This window comes from Variovorax palleresanus (assembly GCF_051144945.1).
In the GTDB taxonomy this organism is placed as follows: domain Bacteria; phylum Pseudomonadota; class Gammaproteobacteria; order Burkholderiales; family Burkholderiaceae_C; genus Variovorax; species Variovorax paradoxus_S.
In genome coordinates this window covers 57,203-73,966 of the sequence record NZ_JBJNVP010000002.1, presented here as the reverse complement: position 1 = coordinate 73,966, position 16,764 = coordinate 57,203, and the positions used below count along the sequence as shown (strand labels likewise).

The 16,764-nt window shown below is 67.0% G+C and carries 20 protein-coding genes; 14 read left to right on the top strand and 6 right to left on the bottom strand.

Going from position 1 to position 16,764, the window contains the following annotated elements:
- Nucleotides 1–14: 14 nt before the first annotated feature.
- The gene (locus ACJ7Z0_RS04120; RefSeq protein WP_434788828.1) at nucleotides 15–536 is read right to left on the bottom strand and encodes a DUF4124 domain-containing protein; all 522 of its coding nucleotides are present in this window, start codon (nucleotides 534–536) and stop codon (nucleotides 15–17) included.
- Between the two features lie 179 nt (nucleotides 537–715).
- Here ACJ7Z0_RS04120 and guaB point away from each other — a divergent pair, with 179 nt between their 5' ends.
- The 7 genes from guaB to ACJ7Z0_RS04085 all read left to right on the top strand — a co-directional run bounded on the left by guaB (nucleotide 716) and on the right by ACJ7Z0_RS04085 (nucleotide 7,592).
- On the top strand, nucleotides 716–2,185 hold the full coding sequence (guaB, locus tag ACJ7Z0_RS04115) for an IMP dehydrogenase (RefSeq protein WP_434788827.1): 1,470 nt from the start codon (nucleotides 716–718) through the stop codon (nucleotides 2,183–2,185).
- A gap of 77 nt (nucleotides 2,186–2,262) precedes the next feature.
- Nucleotides 2,263–2,511 (top strand): type II toxin-antitoxin system Phd/YefM family antitoxin, encoded by a 249-nt coding sequence (locus ACJ7Z0_RS04110; protein WP_093022666.1) that lies wholly within the window; start codon nucleotides 2,263–2,265, stop codon nucleotides 2,509–2,511.
- 11 nt (nucleotides 2,512–2,522) lie between these two features.
- On the top strand, nucleotides 2,523–2,942 hold the full coding sequence (locus ACJ7Z0_RS04105; RefSeq protein WP_307641364.1) for a type II toxin-antitoxin system VapC family toxin: 420 nt from the start codon (nucleotides 2,523–2,525) through the stop codon (nucleotides 2,940–2,942).
- Between the two features lie 13 nt (nucleotides 2,943–2,955).
- Nucleotides 2,956–4,572, top strand: coding sequence for a glutamine-hydrolyzing GMP synthase (gene guaA / locus ACJ7Z0_RS04100; RefSeq protein WP_434788826.1), 1,617 nt, complete (start codon nucleotides 2,956–2,958; stop codon nucleotides 4,570–4,572).
- Nucleotides 4,573–4,728: 156 nt separating this feature from the next.
- Nucleotides 4,729–6,372: a S8 family serine peptidase gene (locus ACJ7Z0_RS04095; protein WP_434788825.1), complete on the top strand. Its 1,644-nt coding sequence runs from the start codon at nucleotides 4,729–4,731 to the stop codon at nucleotides 6,370–6,372.
- Nucleotides 6,373–6,377: 5 nt separating this feature from the next.
- On the top strand, nucleotides 6,378–6,623 hold the full coding sequence (locus ACJ7Z0_RS04090; RefSeq protein WP_434788824.1) for a hypothetical protein: 246 nt from the start codon (nucleotides 6,378–6,380) through the stop codon (nucleotides 6,621–6,623).
- Between the two features lie 54 nt (nucleotides 6,624–6,677).
- Nucleotides 6,678–7,592 (top strand): DNA/RNA non-specific endonuclease, encoded by a 915-nt coding sequence (locus ACJ7Z0_RS04085; protein WP_434788823.1) that lies wholly within the window; start codon nucleotides 6,678–6,680, stop codon nucleotides 7,590–7,592.
- Between the two features lies 1 nt (nucleotide 7,593).
- Here the strand turns inward: ACJ7Z0_RS04085 and ACJ7Z0_RS04080 are convergent, their stop codons facing one another.
- The 3 genes from ACJ7Z0_RS04080 to ACJ7Z0_RS04070 all read right to left on the bottom strand — a co-directional run bounded on the left by ACJ7Z0_RS04080 (nucleotide 7,594) and on the right by ACJ7Z0_RS04070 (nucleotide 9,594).
- Nucleotides 7,594–8,121, bottom strand: coding sequence for an arsenate reductase ArsC (locus tag ACJ7Z0_RS04080; protein ID WP_434788822.1), 528 nt, complete (start codon nucleotides 8,119–8,121; stop codon nucleotides 7,594–7,596).
- 180 nt (nucleotides 8,122–8,301) lie between these two features.
- On the bottom strand, nucleotides 8,302–8,934 hold the full coding sequence (locus ACJ7Z0_RS04075; RefSeq protein WP_434788821.1) for a dioxygenase family protein: 633 nt from the start codon (nucleotides 8,932–8,934) through the stop codon (nucleotides 8,302–8,304).
- A gap of 48 nt (nucleotides 8,935–8,982) precedes the next feature.
- Nucleotides 8,983–9,594 carry a DNA-3-methyladenine glycosylase I gene (locus ACJ7Z0_RS04070; protein WP_434788820.1) on the bottom strand — a complete coding sequence of 204 codons (612 nt, stop codon included), beginning with the start codon at nucleotides 9,592–9,594 and terminating at the stop codon, nucleotides 8,983–8,985.
- A gap of 78 nt (nucleotides 9,595–9,672) precedes the next feature.
- Between ACJ7Z0_RS04070 and ACJ7Z0_RS04065 the strand changes: the two genes are divergently transcribed.
- A complete protein-coding gene (locus tag ACJ7Z0_RS04065; protein WP_434788819.1) occupies nucleotides 9,673–10,281 on the top strand; it encodes a 2'-5' RNA ligase family protein in 609 nt (202 codons plus the stop codon).
- A gap of 96 nt (nucleotides 10,282–10,377) precedes the next feature.
- Nucleotides 10,378–10,869: a RidA family protein gene (locus ACJ7Z0_RS04060; protein WP_434788818.1), complete on the top strand. Its 492-nt coding sequence runs from the start codon at nucleotides 10,378–10,380 to the stop codon at nucleotides 10,867–10,869.
- A 3-nt stretch (nucleotides 10,870–10,872) separates the two neighbouring features.
- Here ACJ7Z0_RS04060 and ACJ7Z0_RS04055 read toward each other — a convergent pair whose 3' ends face one another.
- Entirely contained in the window at nucleotides 10,873–11,385 is a 513-nt protein-coding gene (locus tag ACJ7Z0_RS04055; RefSeq protein ID WP_434788817.1) for a DinB family protein, read from the bottom strand.
- 56 nt (nucleotides 11,386–11,441) lie between these two features.
- Nucleotides 11,442–12,533: a DUF72 domain-containing protein gene (locus tag ACJ7Z0_RS04050; RefSeq protein WP_434788816.1), complete on the bottom strand. Its 1,092-nt coding sequence runs from the start codon at nucleotides 12,531–12,533 to the stop codon at nucleotides 11,442–11,444.
- A gap of 62 nt (nucleotides 12,534–12,595) precedes the next feature.
- On the opposite strand from ACJ7Z0_RS04050, the gene ACJ7Z0_RS04045 reads away from it, so the two are divergent.
- The 5 genes from ACJ7Z0_RS04045 (at nucleotide 12,596) to ACJ7Z0_RS04025 (ending at nucleotide 16,762) form a co-directional block, all read left to right on the top strand.
- Entirely contained in the window at nucleotides 12,596–14,089 is a 1,494-nt protein-coding gene (locus ACJ7Z0_RS04045) for a sensor histidine kinase (protein WP_434788815.1), read from the top strand.
- Nucleotides 14,086–14,724, top strand: a complete 639-nt coding sequence (locus ACJ7Z0_RS04040) for a response regulator transcription factor (protein ID WP_434788814.1) — start codon at nucleotides 14,086–14,088, stop codon at nucleotides 14,722–14,724. Before ACJ7Z0_RS04045 ends, ACJ7Z0_RS04040 begins: the two co-directional genes overlap by 4 nt.
- 136 nt (nucleotides 14,725–14,860) lie before the next feature.
- Nucleotides 14,861–15,364 carry a GlcG/HbpS family heme-binding protein gene (locus ACJ7Z0_RS04035; protein WP_434788813.1) on the top strand — a complete coding sequence of 168 codons (504 nt, stop codon included), beginning with the start codon at nucleotides 14,861–14,863 and terminating at the stop codon, nucleotides 15,362–15,364.
- Between the two features lie 2 nt (nucleotides 15,365–15,366).
- Nucleotides 15,367–16,068: an ankyrin repeat domain-containing protein gene (locus ACJ7Z0_RS04030; protein ID WP_434792602.1), complete on the top strand. Its 702-nt coding sequence runs from the start codon at nucleotides 15,367–15,369 to the stop codon at nucleotides 16,066–16,068.
- Nucleotides 16,069–16,114: 46 nt separating this feature from the next.
- Nucleotides 16,115–16,762, top strand: coding sequence for an FMN-binding negative transcriptional regulator (locus ACJ7Z0_RS04025; RefSeq protein WP_434788812.1), 648 nt, complete (start codon nucleotides 16,115–16,117; stop codon nucleotides 16,760–16,762).
- Nucleotides 16,763–16,764: the final 2 nt, after the last annotated feature.

Sequence of the window (16,764 nt, the reverse complement as noted above, 5' to 3'; positions counted from 1 at the left end):
CCCGCTTGCTGGGGTTACTTGCATTCGCTCTCGATGATCGACTGAAGGCGCTTCTGCTCGGCGGCACGCGCGGTGTCGTCCATGATTTCGCGCTCGCCCTTGGCGTTGACCTTGGCCACGCGGATGCCGCTGTCGAACGTGGCCTTGCCCTGGCGCGCGCGGTCGCAGTTGTCGGCCTTGACCTTGGCGTTCTTCTCCGCCTCGGCCGCCTGCTTGGCTTTTTCTTCAGCCTGCGCCTTCTTGGTCTTTTCCTCGAGTTCCTTGTCGACACCCGCCGGTTTGGGCGCGGCCGCTGCTTCGCGCGATTTGGCGGCTGCCGCCTCCGGCGCCTCGGCTTCGGCAGGGGCCTGCGTGAAGCCGCCGCGCGGCGGCGGCGTGCCGGAGCGGCGAAGAATGTTCTTCTCGGGCACGTCCGGCGGCGGCGCCTGGTCGCTGAAGACCTTCTTGCCGTTCTTGTCGATCCATTGCCATTGCGCGCTGGCCGCGAGCGGCAGCAGGCAAACACATCCCAGTACGAGCCAATGCGCGAATTTCATGCAGCGAGTTTAGCGTTGCCTTACGTTTGGCAACATCCGGACTGCGGCTTTTCGCTCGCGGTGAGTTGGAAATTGGCTACGTTCAGCCGCCTTGCCGGCCAGAACGAGGCCGGCTGAAGCCCCCTGGAGGGCGGGTAAGTACCGAGCATCGCTACAATCCGTCTTTTGGAGCTTCACCCATGCGCCTTCTCGGCAAAGCGCTCACCTTCGACGACGTGTTGTTGGTGCCAGCGTTCTCCCAGGTCCTGCCCAAGGACACCTCTCTCGCCACCCGTTTTTCCCGCAACATCGCGCTGAATCTGCCGCTGGTCTCCGCCGCGATGGACACGGTGACCGAGGCGCGCCTCGCCATCGCGATCGCGCAGGAAGGCGGCATCGGCATCGTGCACAAGAACTTCACCGCAGCCGAGCAGGCCGCGCAGGTGGCCAAGGTGAAGCGCTATGAGTCGGGCGTGCTGCGCGACCCGGTGGTGATCACGCCCACGCACACCGTGCTGCAGGTCATGCAGCTGTCCGACGAACTCGGCATCTCGGGCTTCCCGGTGCTCGACGGCGGCAAGGTGGTCGGCATCGTCACGGGGCGCGACCTGCGCTTCGAGAACCGCTACGACGTGCCGGTGAGCGAGATCATGACGCCGCGCGACAAGCTCATCACCGTGCCCGACGGCACCACCTTGGCCGAGGCCAAGGCGCTGCTCAACAAGCACAAGCTCGAACGCCTGCTGGTCATCAACAGCGCGTGGGAGCTCAAGGGCCTGATCACCGTCAAGGACATCACCAAGCAGACCAGCTTTCCCAACGCCGCGCGCGACCCGAGCGGCCGCCTGCGCGTGGGCGCGGCGGTGGGCGTGGGCGCGGGCACCGAAGAGCGCGTAGAGGCGCTGGTCAAGGCCGGCGTCGATGCCATCGTGGTCGACACCGCGCACGGCCACAGCGCCGGCGTGATCGAGCGCGTGCGCTGGGTCAAGAAAAACTATCCGCAGGTCGACGTGATCGGCGGCAACATTGCCACCGGCGATGCCGCGCGTGCGCTGGCCGATGCCGGCGCGGATGCGGTCAAGGTCGGCATCGGCCCCGGATCGATCTGCACCACGCGCATCGTCGCTGGCGTGGGCGTGCCGCAGATCATGGCCATCGACAACGTGGCCACCGCGCTGCAGGGCACCGGCATTCCGCTGATCGCCGACGGCGGCATCCGCTATTCGGGCGACATCGCCAAGGCCATCGCCGCTGGCGCCAGCACCGTGATGATGGGCGGCATGTTCGCGGGCACCGAAGAGGCGCCCGGCGAGATCGTGCTGTTCCAGGGCCGCAGCTACAAGAGCTACCGCGGCATGGGCTCCATCGGCGCGATGCAGCAGGGCAGTGCCGACCGCTACTTTCAGGAATCCACCACCGGCAATCCCAACGCCGACAAGCTGGTGCCCGAAGGTATCGAAGGCCGCGTGCCCTACAAGGGTTCGATGGTGTCCATCGTCTACCAGATGTCGGGCGGCTTGCGTGCCAGCATGGGCTACTGCGGCTGCGCGACCATCGAGGACATGAAGAACAAGGCCGAGTTCGTCGAGATCACCACGGCCGGCATCCGCGAGAGCCACGTGCACGACGTGCAGATCACCAAGGAAGCGCCGAACTATCGCGCTGAGTAAGCCCAATCTGGCCAGACCTTGAAAGTCAGGCCAGATTAGCATTAGAATTTGGGCCAGATTCAAACTTTCTGGCCCAAATGCAATCCATCGGCATCGCCGAAGCCAAGAACAACTTCTCCGCCCTGATCGACCTGGTCGAAAAGGGCGAGGAGGTTCGCATCACCCGCCACGGCAAGGAAGTCGTGCGCATGCTGCCGGTGCGGCGCAAGCCGGTCATCACCGACGAGCAGATCGAGCGCGAGCTCGGCCAGATCGACGCGCTGCACGCCACCATCCAGCCTGGCCTTTCGGTGCGCGCATTGCTCGACGAAGGGCGCCAATCGTGACAGCCTTCGTCATGGATGCCTCCGTCACCGCCGCCTGGCTGCTGCCCGACCAGGCCAGCGAACACACCCGCAAGCTCTACGCCGCCATTCGCCGCGACGAGGTCGAGCCGCAGGCGCCCAATGCCTGGCAGTGGGAGTGCGCCAACATCCTTGCCAACGGCGTGCGCAGCGGCCGCATTCCCGCGTCGGCGGTCGAAGGGCTGTGGAGCGTGCTCGACGCCATCCGCCATCGCGTCGAGCTGCATGAACTCGCCCCCGCGCAGCACAAGGCCGTGCTGGCCGTGGCCATCGACGCCGGTGTGTCGCTCTACGACGCGGGCTATCTGTGGCTCGCGCGCTCGCTCAATCTCCCGCTCGCCACTTTCGACGAGCAACTCATCCAGGCCGCGCCGCAAGCGGGCGTGAAGCTGTTCGACATTTCAACGCTCTGACCGAGTCTTCTCCATGCAACACGACAAGATCCTCATCCTCGATTTCGGCTCGCAAGTCACGCAGCTCATTGCCCGCCGCGTGCGCGAGGCGCACGTGCTCAGCGAAGTGCATCCCTGCGACGTCACCGACGAATGGGTGCGCGAATATGCGGCCGACGGCCACCTCAAGGGCGTGATCCTTTCGGGCAGCCACGCCAGCGTCTACGAAGAGACCACTGACAAGGCGCCGCAAGCCGTGTTCGACCTGGGCGTGCCGGTCCTGGGCATCTGCTACGGCATGCAGACCATGGCGCACCAGCTCGGCGGCAAGGTCGAGGGCGGCCACAAGCGCGAATTCGGCTTTGCGTCCGTGCGCGCCCACGGCCACACCGCGCTCTTGAAAGACATTGCCGACTTCACCACGCCCGAAGGCCACGGCATGCTCAACGTGTGGATGAGCCACGGCGACAAGGTCACCGAACTGCCGCCGGGCTTCAAGCTCATGGCCAGCACCGACAGCTGCCCCATCGCCGGCATGGCCGACGAGGCGCGCCGCTACTACGCGCTGCAGTTCCACCCCGAAGTGACGCACACGGTGCAGGGCAAGGCGATCATCGAGCGCTTCGTGCTCGGCATCTGCGAAGCCAAGCCCGACTGGGTCATGCGCGACCACATCGCCGAAGCCGTGGAGAAGATCCGCGAGCAGGTGGGCGATGAAGAAGTCATCCTCGGCCTCTCGGGCGGGGTCGATTCGAGCGTGGCTGCCGCGCTCATCCACCGCGCCATCGGCGACCAGCTGACCTGCGTGTTCGTCGACCACGGCCTCTTGCGTTTGAACGAAGGCGACATGGTCATGGAGATGTTCGAAGGCAAGCTGCACGCGAAGGTGATCCGCGTCGATGCCAGCGACCTGTTCCTCGGCAAGCTCGCCGGCGTGAGCGACCCTGAAGCCAAGCGCAAGATCATCGGCGGCGAATTCGTCACGGTGTTCAAGCAGGAGGCCGCCAAGCTCAAAGCGGGCGATGGTGGCCATAAGGGCGCCACGTTCCTGGCCCAAGGCACCATCTACCCCGACGTCATCGAGTCGGGCGGCGCCAAGAGCAAGAAGGCCGTCACCATCAAGAGCCACCACAACGTGGGTGGGCTGCCCGAACAGCTCGGCCTCAAGCTGCTGGAGCCGCTGCGCGACCTGTTCAAGGACGAAGTGCGCGAACTGGGCGTGGCGCTCGGCCTGCCGCCCGAGATGGTGTACCGCCATCCGTTCCCCGGCCCGGGCCTGGGCGTGCGCATCCTCGGCGAAGTGAAGAAGGAATACGCCGACCTGCTGCGCCGCGCCGACGCGATCTTCATCGAGGAACTACGCAACTTCAAGGACGAGAGCGGCAAGAGCTGGTACGACCTCACGAGCCAGGCCTTTACCGTGTTCCTCCCCGTGAAGAGCGTGGGCGTGATGGGCGACGGCCGCACCTACGACTACGTCGTCGCACTGCGCGCCGTGCAGACCAGCGACTTCATGACCGCCGACTGGGCCGAGCTGCCGTACGCGCTGCTCAAGAAGGTGTCGGGCCGCATCATCAATGAAGTGCGCGGCATCAACCGCGTGACCTACGACGTGTCGAGCAAGCCGCCGGCGACGATCGAGTGGGAGTGATCCAAGGTCCGGCCCGGCCAAGCCGTGCGCCCGGTCCACCAACGTAATGTGTGCACTGGGCCTTCGCGCCCAAGGCCGTCTACTCTTCCCTGCGTGCGAAATTCATCGACTTGAAACGCCCTGGTGCGATAAGTCGGGGCAACAAGGAGAGAACGCATGGCTGCAGCGAGCAAGCGACAAGATGTCCTGAGACTGGCCGGCTCGCCGCGTCGAACCGAGCGTGCCTACCAGCACGCAAAAGGCGCCATGTCGAAGTCGGACGGCGAGAAAATGGAGCGACTGCTGCAGGAATTGCGTCTGCGCCGCATCGCGGCGGAGCCTAAATTTTCCGACGACGTCATCGTATGGCCTTCGAAGAGCGCGGCGCCCGGTGGTACCGAGCTGGCGACGCTGGGCGCCATCAACCTGGGCCATGCCGAAGAGGTGCTCGGGCAGGGGGTGCAAGGCCGGGGTGCTCCCCGGATGAATCTCGTCAAGCAGCTGGACGGCGTGTCGGTCATGAAGGCCAATTCGTCCGCCTTGCTGGCGATGCGCCGGAATACGCCCGGACTGCGGGTTGCACCGGCGGCATGGGCATACCTCCAATACATCCGGCCGCTGGGCGAGGAACTGGAATCCATCGCGATCCAGGTTGCGGCGGGGGCCAAGGTCAAGAGGTTCGAATTGCGCCTTGCCGACTCGCTGGGCAAACCTGTGCCGGGTATTCGGGTCAAGGCGCTCGTGGATTGGGATGGCGCACATGTGCCCGCGGTGACCGACAGCCAGGGGGTCGCGAGGCTTGGAATTCCTGTGCTCTACCCGCGAGTGGAAATGATCCTGGTTGAGCCGGAACACACGCACTGGTCGGTCTTCTTGAAGGGATTCGACCGCGTCGCGGCACCGAAGCGGCTGGATGTCCAGACCACGGCGCTGGCACCCGATACCTTCCAACTGCTGGCGAACTACGCGCCTTACGATCCCCAGGCCGGAGCGGGCGTCACGGTCGGCGTGATCGACAGCGGCGTCGGGCCGCATGCCGACATCGCCGTGGCGGGCGGCGGATGCTTCGTCACCGGCGACGATGCAGCGGATTTCCTCGACAACGGCATCGGCCACGGGACCCACGTCGCCGGCATCATCGCGGGCAAGATGGCCGCTGGCACCGGGATCTACGGCCTGGCGCCCGCCTGCCGTCTGCTGGCCTACCGTGTGTGCCCCAAAACCGGAGAACGCGGGCGTGCGAAATCCAGCGACATTGCCAGCGCGCTCGAACGCGCGATCAGCGACGGCTGCCACATCGTCAACATCAGCATGGGCAGCCTCGAGCCGATGCCGGAGATGCCGGACATTCTCGAAAAGGCGCGCAACGCCGGCATTGCCGTGTTCGCAGCCACCGGCAACGACGGGCAGTCGCTGCTGCGTTATCCCGCCCGGTACAGCCACACCCTGGCGGTCGGCGCGCTCGGCCGCGACGGAACGTTTCCGGCGGATTGCCCCGAGAGCTTTCAGGAGAGCGAGATCCGCCGCAAGAAGGAGTTCGTTGCCGAGTTCTCGAACTACGGGCTTTCGACCGATTTCATCGGCCCCGGCGTCGCCGTTCTGTCGACTTTTCCCGGCGGGCGATACGCGATGATGTCCGGCACTTCGATGGCGACACCGTTCACATCGGGCATGGCGGCCCGTCTGTTGTCAGGGGATCAGAACCTGCTTAACATGCCCAGAGGTCCTGAAAAGGCCGACGCCATCGTCAAGATGCTGTCGCAGGCAGCCCGAAAGGTGGGTTGGTCGGCCGAGTACGAAGGGTTTGGAGTTCTGAAGTGACAAGCGTGGTGTTGACCTACACAGGCAGTCCCGACCAGAAGTCGTCGGCCGAGGCGCGGCTGCGGCGTTGCGTGCCGGGTGTCGTGCTGACGCCGAAGACGGGCACCCTGGTGGAGGCCCAGATCGACGACGACGCGCAACTGGCGGCGCTTGAACAGAATCCCGAATGGGTCGTGACTCAACCGACTTTTGCGGAAATCCGCAAGCCTGTCTTCAATCTGAAAAACGCACGCGCCAAGCTCGGCAAATAGTCGCGAGGCGTCCATGGCCGCTGGTGGTCATGGGTTTTTTGGAGAGGAAGTTCCATGTCCGATACAGACGTCCAGGTCGTGAGCAACTCATGGACCGGAATCCAGCGCGTTGCCGCAACGCCCAAACCGCCGGAATTCTTCAGGGGCCGGCAAGGCTACGCACCTGACTTCTTCGGAGCCGACAACCGCGTGGAGCTGCCGTCGATGAGCGACGCCATATCGATGGACGATATCGCAAGGCTGGAAGACGGCTCCTTCGAGCTCAAGTACCAGCACTTCAGTACGGTGCAGTGCATTTCACGCCGCGTGCCGCTTTATTCCGCATGCAACGTCGATGGGTCGAAGTCGAAGAACGTTCCGCGCCACGATACCTGGAACTACGACGGCCGCATCAAGAAGGAATACCAGATGCTGCGGGAGGCCTATGGTCCCGAGCAGGACAGGAAGTTCTCCCGCGGCCACATGACGCGCAGGCAGGATCCGAACTGGGGTTCGCTGGCGACCGCACAGCGGGCCAACATCGATACCTTCTTTGCAACCAATGCATGCCCCCAGTGGCAGCCTTTCAACGACGGACTGTGGGGCGACCTCGAGGACTACATCCTCGGCAACGCCCAGGGCGACGACAAGCGCATCAGCGTCTTCACAGGGCCCATTCTCCGGTCGGACGATGCCGAGAGATTCGGCATCCAGATTCCGCGGGAGTTCTGGAAAGTCGTTGGGTTCATCAGCGAGGCGACGGGCGAGCTGACCGCCATCGCCTACTTGATGAGCCAGGGCACCTATCTCGATTCGGGGGTGGCGCGCGACCTGGAGGACTTCGCTACGTCCCAGCGCCCGCTTTCGTTCATCGAAGCCGAGACGGGGCTCAAATTTGAAAGCCTCGAAGGGCGCGATGTGCTCGACGGTGCGGACATCAGCTTCGTTCAGCCCATCCGGCGCTTCACCGACACCAAGCTTCCTGCCTGATCTACGGGGTAGGGGAGGCGTGCTCCCCGGCAGACATGCCGATGCGCCGCGCCTCGGACTGGATCACCAGCCGCTCGATGCGCTCGTCCGGCAGGTTGACCAGCAGTTCCACGTGCCGGCGGATCGCATGCATCGTCTTCACGAAGGCATCGACCTCGTCACCGGCGCTTTCGCCGCGGGGGTCTGGATGCGACCAATGCGCCGCGGCGGGTTGGTGGCCGGGCCAGACGGGGCAGGTTTCGCCCGCAGCCTGGTCGCAAAGCGTGACGACCAGGTCCATGTGCGGCGCCGAGGCCAGGCCGTATTCGTCCCAGCTCTTGCTGCGCAGCCCATCGGTCGGCAGGCCCGCACCCTTCAGCGCTTCGATGGTGCGGGGATCGGGCTTCCCGTCCGGCGTGGGCGCATGGCCCGCGGAATACGCGACGAACCGGCCCTTGCCGAGGTGATTGAGCAGCGCCTGCGCGATCAGGCTGCGCGCCGCATTGCTGTTGCAGAGGAAGAGGACGTGAACAGGGTGGCTGGGGTTCATGGCGTGGCAAAGGCGGCCGCGCGCAGACGGCCTGCATGTGATTGGTTCCGCGCATTGATCCCGACCTGGATGACGCCTGTATGACTCCCGCAAGACGGGTAGGGACTAGGCCCGATCGGCGAGTTGAATCGACCACCTGTTCGGATGTGGAAGGCAGACTCAGCCGGAGACTGAACTCCCTCAGGCCGCCACGATGATCGGGAAGCGCGCCTGCAAGCCGTCCGGCCCGCGCTCGAATGGCACGGTGATGGCGTCCTTCGCGGCCTGGGGGAGATTGCGCCAGAGAAAGTCGCGCGCGTTGCCCGGGTCGCCGGCCACATAGAGCTGCGTGGTCAGCAGTTCGCGCGTGCCGAGCTTCACCTTGACGTGGATGTGCGGTGTGCGCCCGCTGTAGGCGACGGGCCGGATGGTGCGAAAGCGCCAGCTGCCGTCCTCGCCCACGGCGACGCGGCCGAAGCCCTGAAAAGCGGCGTCGGCCCGGTCGCCGTCGCCCGGGTGGTGGTAGTGGCCGTTTTCGTCGCATTGCCAGATCTCGACCTGGGCGCCGCGCAGCGGCTTGCCGTCCAGATCGGTCACGGTGCCGTCGACCCAGGCCGGCTGGCCGCGGTGATAGCTCAGCGTGCCGTTGCGCAGCAGGTCGTTGTCGGAATCCTGCGGCAGCCGGACCGGATAGAACGGTCCCTCGGTCTGCGAAGGCGTTGCGAGCCGGGCCGCCGCCGGCTGCGCGCGGGCGCCCAGCCAGAGTGCGGGCGCGGCAACCAGCGCTGCAGCGACGGTGCGCCGGGGAAGGCCGTGTTCGGGTGTGGCGTTCATGGTCCGTCAGAGCCGCGCCGCAGGCGCGAGTTCCGCTCCTCCAGAATGTCAGCGCGCCGGACTTTTGAACCTGCTGCGCGCATGTGCCGCCTTGGCCCGGACCACGCAGCCGGTTGCATGGTCGTTGATGAGGCCCATCGCCTGCATGAAAGCGTATACCGTGGTCGGCCCGACGAACTTCCAGCCGAGCTTCTTCAATGCCTTGGACAGTGCAATGGACGCCTCCGAGGTCGAAGCGGTCTGCGGCGCCGCGAGCTGCCCCGCATCCGGTTCATGGCTCCAGAAGAATGTAGCCAGCGAGCCGTGAAGGGCGACGAGTTCCTGCGCCCGGGCGGCGTTGTGGATCACGGCCTCGATCTTGCCGCGGTGGCGCACGATGCCCGGGTCCTGCAGCAGGCGTTCGACATCCCGCGCGGTGAAGCGGGCGATTTTGTCGAAGTCGAAACCGTGGAATGCCGCGCGGAAGTTCTCCCTCTTGGCCAGGATGGTGCGCCAGCTCAGCCCGGACTGAAAGCCTTCCAGGCAGATTTTCTCGAACAGGCGCTGGTCGTCTGCCACCGGGTAGCCCCATTCGGTGTCGTGATAGGCCAGGAATTCGGGTGCGGTTGCGCACCAGCGGCAGCGGGGGTGGCCGTCGGGGCCATTGATCAATGCATTCATGTGATGTTGTGATGGCCGGACCATTCGCCGCGCCGCTTCAGGGCAGCCATCCTATTTGCAGGAGATGCAGAATTGCAAATGTTCGAAGACCCGCCGCCGCGTCGACCCCAGAGCGCCGCACCGCGCAGGGAGCAGCCGGCTCACTCGCTCTTCTTTGCGATCTTTCCGCATCACGCCGATGCCGAGCGCATCGCCGCGCAGGGTGCGCGCCTCGGTGCACAGCATGCGCTGAAAGCAAAGATGACCGGGGTGCATCGCCTGCACGTCACGCTGCATCATCTCGGCAGGTTTGCCGAAGTGCCTCGCGAACTGGTGCAGGCCGCCCTCGAGGCTGCCGCCACCGTGGCGCCGCCATCCTTCGACGTGGTGTTCGACGAAGCGATGCGTTTCGAAAAGAGCAAGGCCTTCGTGCTGTGCGGGCATGACGGCACTTCAGCCCTGGCCGCGTTCAGGCAGCGCCTGGGCAAAGCGTTGGCCGAAGCGGGGTTCAAGCCCGAGCGCGGCTTCACGCCTCACATGACTCTTGCCTACACGCCCAGCGAGATCGATCCGCATGCCATAGAGCCCATCCGGTGGGCCGCCGATTCGTTTGCGCTGGTCGACAGCCGCGTGGGCAAGAGCGTCCATGAAGTTTTGGGGCGGTGGCCGCCTGCAAGGCCCATTCCGGACCCTTCCGCAAAATCGTGAAGGCCGGGCCAACTGTTGCGTGCCGAGTCCGCGCAATCTGTATCTGTTCATCGCAACACGGCTCGCGACAATGAGGCTTCATTCGAGAAAGCCTCCATGACAGCGCAGACCAGAGACCAGATGGCCGACCGAATCGCCGCCGAGCTGGGTCACAGCTTCGAGGGCGAACTTGTCGCCGGCGGCCACTACGCACCCGTCGTACGCGACGGGAACACGCTCTACACCAGCGGCCAGGTGCCGCGCGTGGGCACCACGGTGGTCGTCACCGGCCGCGTGGGCGAGCAGGTGTCGCTCGAGAAGGCCCGCGAAGGCGCGCAGATTTGCGCCTTGCGCTGCCTGACGCTGCTGCGGCGCGAGCTTGGTTCGCTCGACAGCATCGACAAGCTCCTGCGCGTCGGCGTCTTCGTGCACTGCAGCGCCGATTTCACGCAGCAGAGCGAAGTGGCCGACGCGGCATCCGACCTGCTGCACCGCGTCTTCGGAGATGCCGGCGTGCATGTGCGCACCGCGGTCGGCGTCTATCAGCTGCCGAAGAACGCGAGCGTCGAGCTGGAGATGACGGTCGCCGCCAAGGGCGACACGGCCTGAGGCCTACGCGGCCTGAAGCCGGCGCGACGGGTCGGTGCTGTGCAGGTACACCGCGAAGGTGTCCCATGGCAGCCCGACCGATTGCTGCGACATGAGCCGCCCGACCTCGCCGCGGTGGTAGCCGCCGTGGGTGACGACATGGGCCAGCATTTCCTCGCGCGTCATGAAACCCTTGTCGCCATCGGTGAAGGTGAAGCGCACGCGTTCCCAGAGCAGTTCCGGCGTCGCCGATTCCAGGTAGTCGAGGTACCAGCGGTCGAGCGCGGCTACAGAGGCGCGAAGGTCCTGCAGCGTGGGCGTGTCCTGCGTGTTGTCCGCGGCAAAGCCGTGCGGCCTGCCGGTGAGGTGCGCCGCGAAGATCTGGTCCACCACATGGCAGTGATTCATCAGGCGGAGGGCGGCGTGCCGCGCGTCCCCGTGTCGCTCCGGATCGAAGCCCTCCATCTTTTCGAGCAGTTCGTCGTTGGCCCAGGCGCGGTAGTTGAAAAGGGTGCGGAGCAATGACAGGGAGCTCATGACCAAGTGTTCCTGTGTGGGAGTCACGGTCATGCTACGTGAATAGGATTTCCTGTCTACCCGGAACGCGGCAGCAGATCGACGATGTCCCGCGCGAGCGACGCGATCGTCAGCGGCGCGCATCCCTCGGCGTTGTTGCTCACGGTGACGAAGGCGTTCTGGCCGGCACGCGTGGTGCCGGCAATCACCTTGGCCAGCGCCGCGCGCGTCTCGGGGTCGGGATCGACGATCCTGTCGAAAGGCCCGTAGAGCTTTTCGGCATCTTCATAGCCGAAGCGGCCATGGCGGCGGTGCAGGTTCCAGCGGCACACCAGCGGCCCGGGCCAGAGAGCGCGCAGCATCGGCAGCTGGTCTTCGATCGGCGGCATCTTCGCGTGCAGGCCCATGCAGAAGGTCGCGCCCACGCTGCGCAGCATGTCGGCGAAGGCGGGGCACAGCAATTGCGGGTCGCGCACTTCGACGGCAATCACGGCGTCGGGTGCGGCTGGCTTCAGACCGGGCAGCGCTTCGAGCATGTCGCCGATGCGCGCCAGGAGGGCGGGCTGGTCGGCCAGCAGTTGCGACGGAATCGGGCTCAGCTGGAACACCAGCGCGCCGATGCGGTGGCCCAGGCCTTCGAGCGCGGGCTGCACGAACTCCTGGATGGCGATCTCGCTGTTCAGGAACACCGGGTTCACCTGCGTTCCGCGGCCGCTTTCGTCGCGCACGGTGGCGTCGGTCACCAGGCTCGGCGCCTTCACCACGAAGCGGAAGTCGTCCGGCACCATGGCCGCATAGCGTGCGTACTGGCTCGCGGTGAGGGCGCGGTAGAAGTTGCGGTCCAGGCTCACGGTGCGAAAGAGCGGGTGCCTCGCCAATGCGGCGAGCCCGCTCTTCGAGAGCACGGTTTCGGCGTAGTCGCCGTCCCAGACGAGATTGGCCCAGCCGGGATAACTCCATGAAGAGGTGCCGAGCCGAAGCCCGGGCGGGAGCGCGGCGGCCAATTCGACGAGTGCCGGATCGACCGGCGCCGGCGCCACGGCGGCACCGCGTGTCTTCTTGCGGGCCGGCGGCTCGGCGGCTGGCTCGGCCTCCAGAGGCGGCGGGGGCGCGGGCGCCTCGGGCGGGCGCGGAAGATCGGGAAAAAGGGAGTCCTGCAGTTCAGCCATGTCTGGGCCCGCATTCTCGGCCAACATCGGCCGGGCCCGCAGCGAGAGGCACAATCCGCGCCATGAAACAGTGGTTGCGCGCGCAGGGTGGATGGTGGCTGGCATGGCTTGCCCTGACGGGGGTGGGCGCGGTGTGGCTTGCGCGTGCCGAACTCGCGCAGATGCAGCAGGATTTCGGCTCCGACGTGCGCATTGCCCACCGCATCATGAGCCAGCAGGTGGTGCAGTACGACGCGGTGCTGGCCACGGTCGCGCTGCTGGAGCCCGGCACCGGCGCGGACCATCCGGAGCAGCGCCTGCCGTCGGTCTATCCGTCGATCCTGCGCGTGCAGCGGCGTGGAGGCGACGAGCCCTGGCCCGACGACAAGCAGGCCGGCGCATTGGCCGCCGCAGAAGCGCGTTCGCGCAGCCAGCGCCGCGCCGAACTGGCGGCGCTCGATCTTGCGCGCGGCCGCTACCAGCTCGTGATCGGCGCCACGCCGTTCAGCTACGCCCTCGAGATCGACTTGGCCGGCTCCGTGCCGTGGCGCGACTGGCCCATGGATCCGCAGCGCAGCCCGGTGCGCCTCGGCCTGCAGCGCGACGGACAGCAACTGGTGCTGCAGCCCGGCCGGCCGGCGGAAGGCGGCGGCTGGCGCTTCGATCTCACGAAGGCACTGGCATCACCGAGCCAGCCTTTCGAGCTGGTGGCTGCGCGCCATGTGGGCTGGGGCGAACTGCCCTGGCGCAGCATGGCTGGCTGGGCCGCGGCCGTGGGCTTGTTGCTGGCGGGTCTTTGGGCCGCGCAGCGGCAGCGCATTGCGCGCCGCCGCGCCGAAGAGCTGCTGCGGCTCGGCCAGGTGGCGCGCCTCAACGCGCTGGGCGAACTCTCGGCGGGCCTCGCGCATGAACTCAACCAGCCCCTCACGGCGGTGCTCGCCAACGCCCAGGCCGCGCGCCGCCTGCTCGACGACGATCCGCCCGACCTGGCCACGGCACGCGATGCCATGGGGCAGGCGGTCGAGCAGGCCCGCCGCGCAGCCGGCGTGGTCGGCCGGCTGCGCCGTGTCATCGAACGGCCCGAGGCCGAGGGTGAAGTTCGCCCGCTCGTGCTGCAGGAGCTGGTTCGCAGCGCGATGCATCTGCTGGCGCCGGAGTTCGCCAAGCGCTCGGTGTCGGCGCAGTTCGACGCCACCGCGCAAGCGCCGGTGCGCGTGCAGGCCGACGCCGTGGCGCTCGAGCAGATCGTGCACAACCTGCTGATGAATGCGTTGCAGGCGCTGGAACTCGTGCCCGCGTCCGAGCGGCGGCTGGCGGTTTCGGTCGGCCGCAACGGCCAGGAGGGCGTGCTGACCGTGACGGACAACGGCCGCGGCATTGCGCCGGAAGCCCTGCCGCGCCTTTTCGAGCCCTTCTTCAGCACGCGCGAGGGCGGCCTGGGCCTTGGCCTCAGCCTGAGCGAGACGCTGGCGAGCGGCATGGGCGGCAGCCTGAGCGCCGCCAACGTGGCGCCGCGCGGTGCGCGCTTCACGCTGGCGCTGCCTCTGGTGGCGCGGTCGGCGGGGCATCCGGCATGAATGCCTCGGCCACCCATGAGCCGCAGTCGCCGCTCATTCACCTGATCGACGACGACCAGGCGGTGCGCGAAAGCCTCTCGCTGCTGATCGGCACGGTCGGCCTGCGGGTGCAGGGCTGGGCCGATCCGCAAGCCTTCATCGACGGCTTCGACCGTGCGGGCGTGGGCGCCATCGTGCTCGACGTGCGCATGCCCGGCATCAGCGGGCTCACCGTGCTGGACCGGCTGGTGGCGCAGGGTGTCGACCAGCCGGTGATCATGCTGACCGGCCATGGCACGGTCGAGATGTGCCGCCGCGCCTTCAAGGCCGGCGCGGCCGAGTTTCTCGAGAAGCCGGTGGACGACGAGCAACTGCTCGAGGCGCTGCAGCAGGCGGTGCGCCAGCATGTGCGCTCGCGCGAACGCTCGCAGGCCGACCAGGCGGCGCGCGAGCGGGTCGCACAGCTGTCGGAGCGCGAGCGCGAGGTGCTGGCCTTCATCGCGCAGGGCCGCACCAACAAGGAAATTGCGCGCACGCTCGCGCTGTCGCCGCGCACGGTCGAGACCCATCGCGCCAATGTCTTTGCCAAGCTCGACTGCGATTCGCTCGCGCAGCTGATCCGGCGCTACGCCGTGCTGGTGGCCGGGGAAGACTGAAACCCGGTGCTCCGTAGTTCTACGGAGCACCGGGCGTAGCCGTACGAATGGCCTCGGCCGCCGGTGTTTTCTACAGTGGCGCAGCCGCCGGCAACTTGCCGGCGCAATCACCCTGCATCCACTGGAGAAATCAAAAATGCGTTCCATTCTTCGCCTCGGCGGCCTCGCTGTCCTGCTCGCCGCATCGGCTGCCCAAGCCCAGACGCCGGCGCCCGCCGTGCGCACCGAAAAGAACATCTCGCTCGCACTGGCCAACCAGATCGCGGCCGAGGCCGTGGCGGCCTGCGCCGCCAACGGCTACAACGTGGCCGCCACCGTGGTCGACCGCGCCGGCACCGTGCGCGCCGTGCAGCGTGCCGACAACGCCGGCCCGCACACGCTGGCGTCGAGCGAGCGCAAGGCCTGGACCTCGGCGTCGGCCAAGAGCGCGACCCAGCCCATGATGGAAGGCGCGCAGAAGAACCCCGGCGCCGCGAACCTCGTCTACCTGCCGGGCTTCCTGTTGCTGGGCGGCGGCGTGCCGGTGAAGTCGGGCAACGACGTGATCGGCGCCGTGGGCGTGGGCGGTGCGCCCGGCGGCCACCTGGACGACCAGTGTGCCAACGCGGCGCTCGAAAAGGTCAAGGGCCTGCTGGGCTGATGATGATGAAACGCGGTATCTGGTCCGGCGTGTTGGCGGTCGCGCTCGGCGCGGGCGCATCGGCCGGCGCGTGGGCCCAGGTGCCGCCGCTGTCGGCCGAGGTGCTGGCCTATGAAGGGCTGCACCGGGCCGCCTGGCATGGCGACCTGCCGAAGCTCAAGAGCCTGGTCGCGTCCGGCGCCAACCTCGATGCGCGCGATGCGCGGGGCCGCACGCCCTTGCACGTCGCCACCCATGCACGGCAGCGCGAGGCGGTGACGCTCCTGGCCAAGGCGGGCGCGAGCCTCGATGCGCTCGAAGACGACCGCTACGACGCGGTGACCATCGCGTCGGTGGCCGACGACCCCGCGACGCTCGCGCTGCTGCTGTCGCTCGGGGCCAATGCGGGGCAGGTGACGAGCCGCTACGACGGCACCGCGCTGATCGCTGCCGCGCACCTGGGCCACGACGAGGTCGTGCGCCGGCTGATCGCGGCCGGCGCGCCGCTCGACCACGTCAACAACCTGCACTGGACGGCGGTGATCGAAGCCATCGTGCTCGGCGACGGCGGCCCGCGCCACCAGCGCACGCTGGCTGCGCTGATCGATGCCGGCGCCAGCCTGAAGCTGACCGATCGCCAGGGCAACACGCCGCTGCAGCTGGCCAAGGCCCGCGGCTACACGGCCATGGTCAAGCTGCTGGAAGCGCCGCGCCCGACAAGATAGCGGCGGCTCGGGGACAATCGGTGGCTCGCCAAGAGGAAACCGACCCATGTACATGCCCCCGCAGTTCAACGCCAAGGACCCGGCCATCGCGCTCGAGCTGATGCGCGCACATCCGTTCGCCAGCCTGATCTCGAACGACGACGAAGGCCTGCCGTTCGTCTCGCACCTGCCGCTGGTCGCGGAGCAGCAGGAGGGCGACCAGCTGGTGCTGCTGGGCCACTGCGCCAAGCCCAACCCGCATTGGCGCTACCTGCAGGACCGGCCGCAGGCGGTCGCCACTTTTCTCGGCCCGCATTCGTACCTGTCGCCATCGGTCTACCCCGATCTCGCGCGCGTGCCCACGTGGAATTACCTGGTGGTGCATTGCACCGTGGAAGCCCGGCTGATCGAGGAGCCCATGGCCAAGGATGCGCTGCTCAAGAAGCTCATCGGCGAGCACGAGCCCGGCTACGCGCAGCAGTGGCGCGACCTGGGCGAGGAATTCCAGCTCAAGATGCTGGCCGGCATCGTGGGCTTCGAGCTGCGCGTGCGTTCATTGCAGTGCAAGGTCAAGCTCAACCAGCATCGGCGCGAATCGCATGCCGCCATGCATGCCGTCTACAGCGCCGGCACACCCGACGAGAAGGCACTGGCGGTGTGGATGGAGCGCCTCGGCATGACGACGGCGGACGCGAGCGTGGCGGAAGGAAGCTGAGA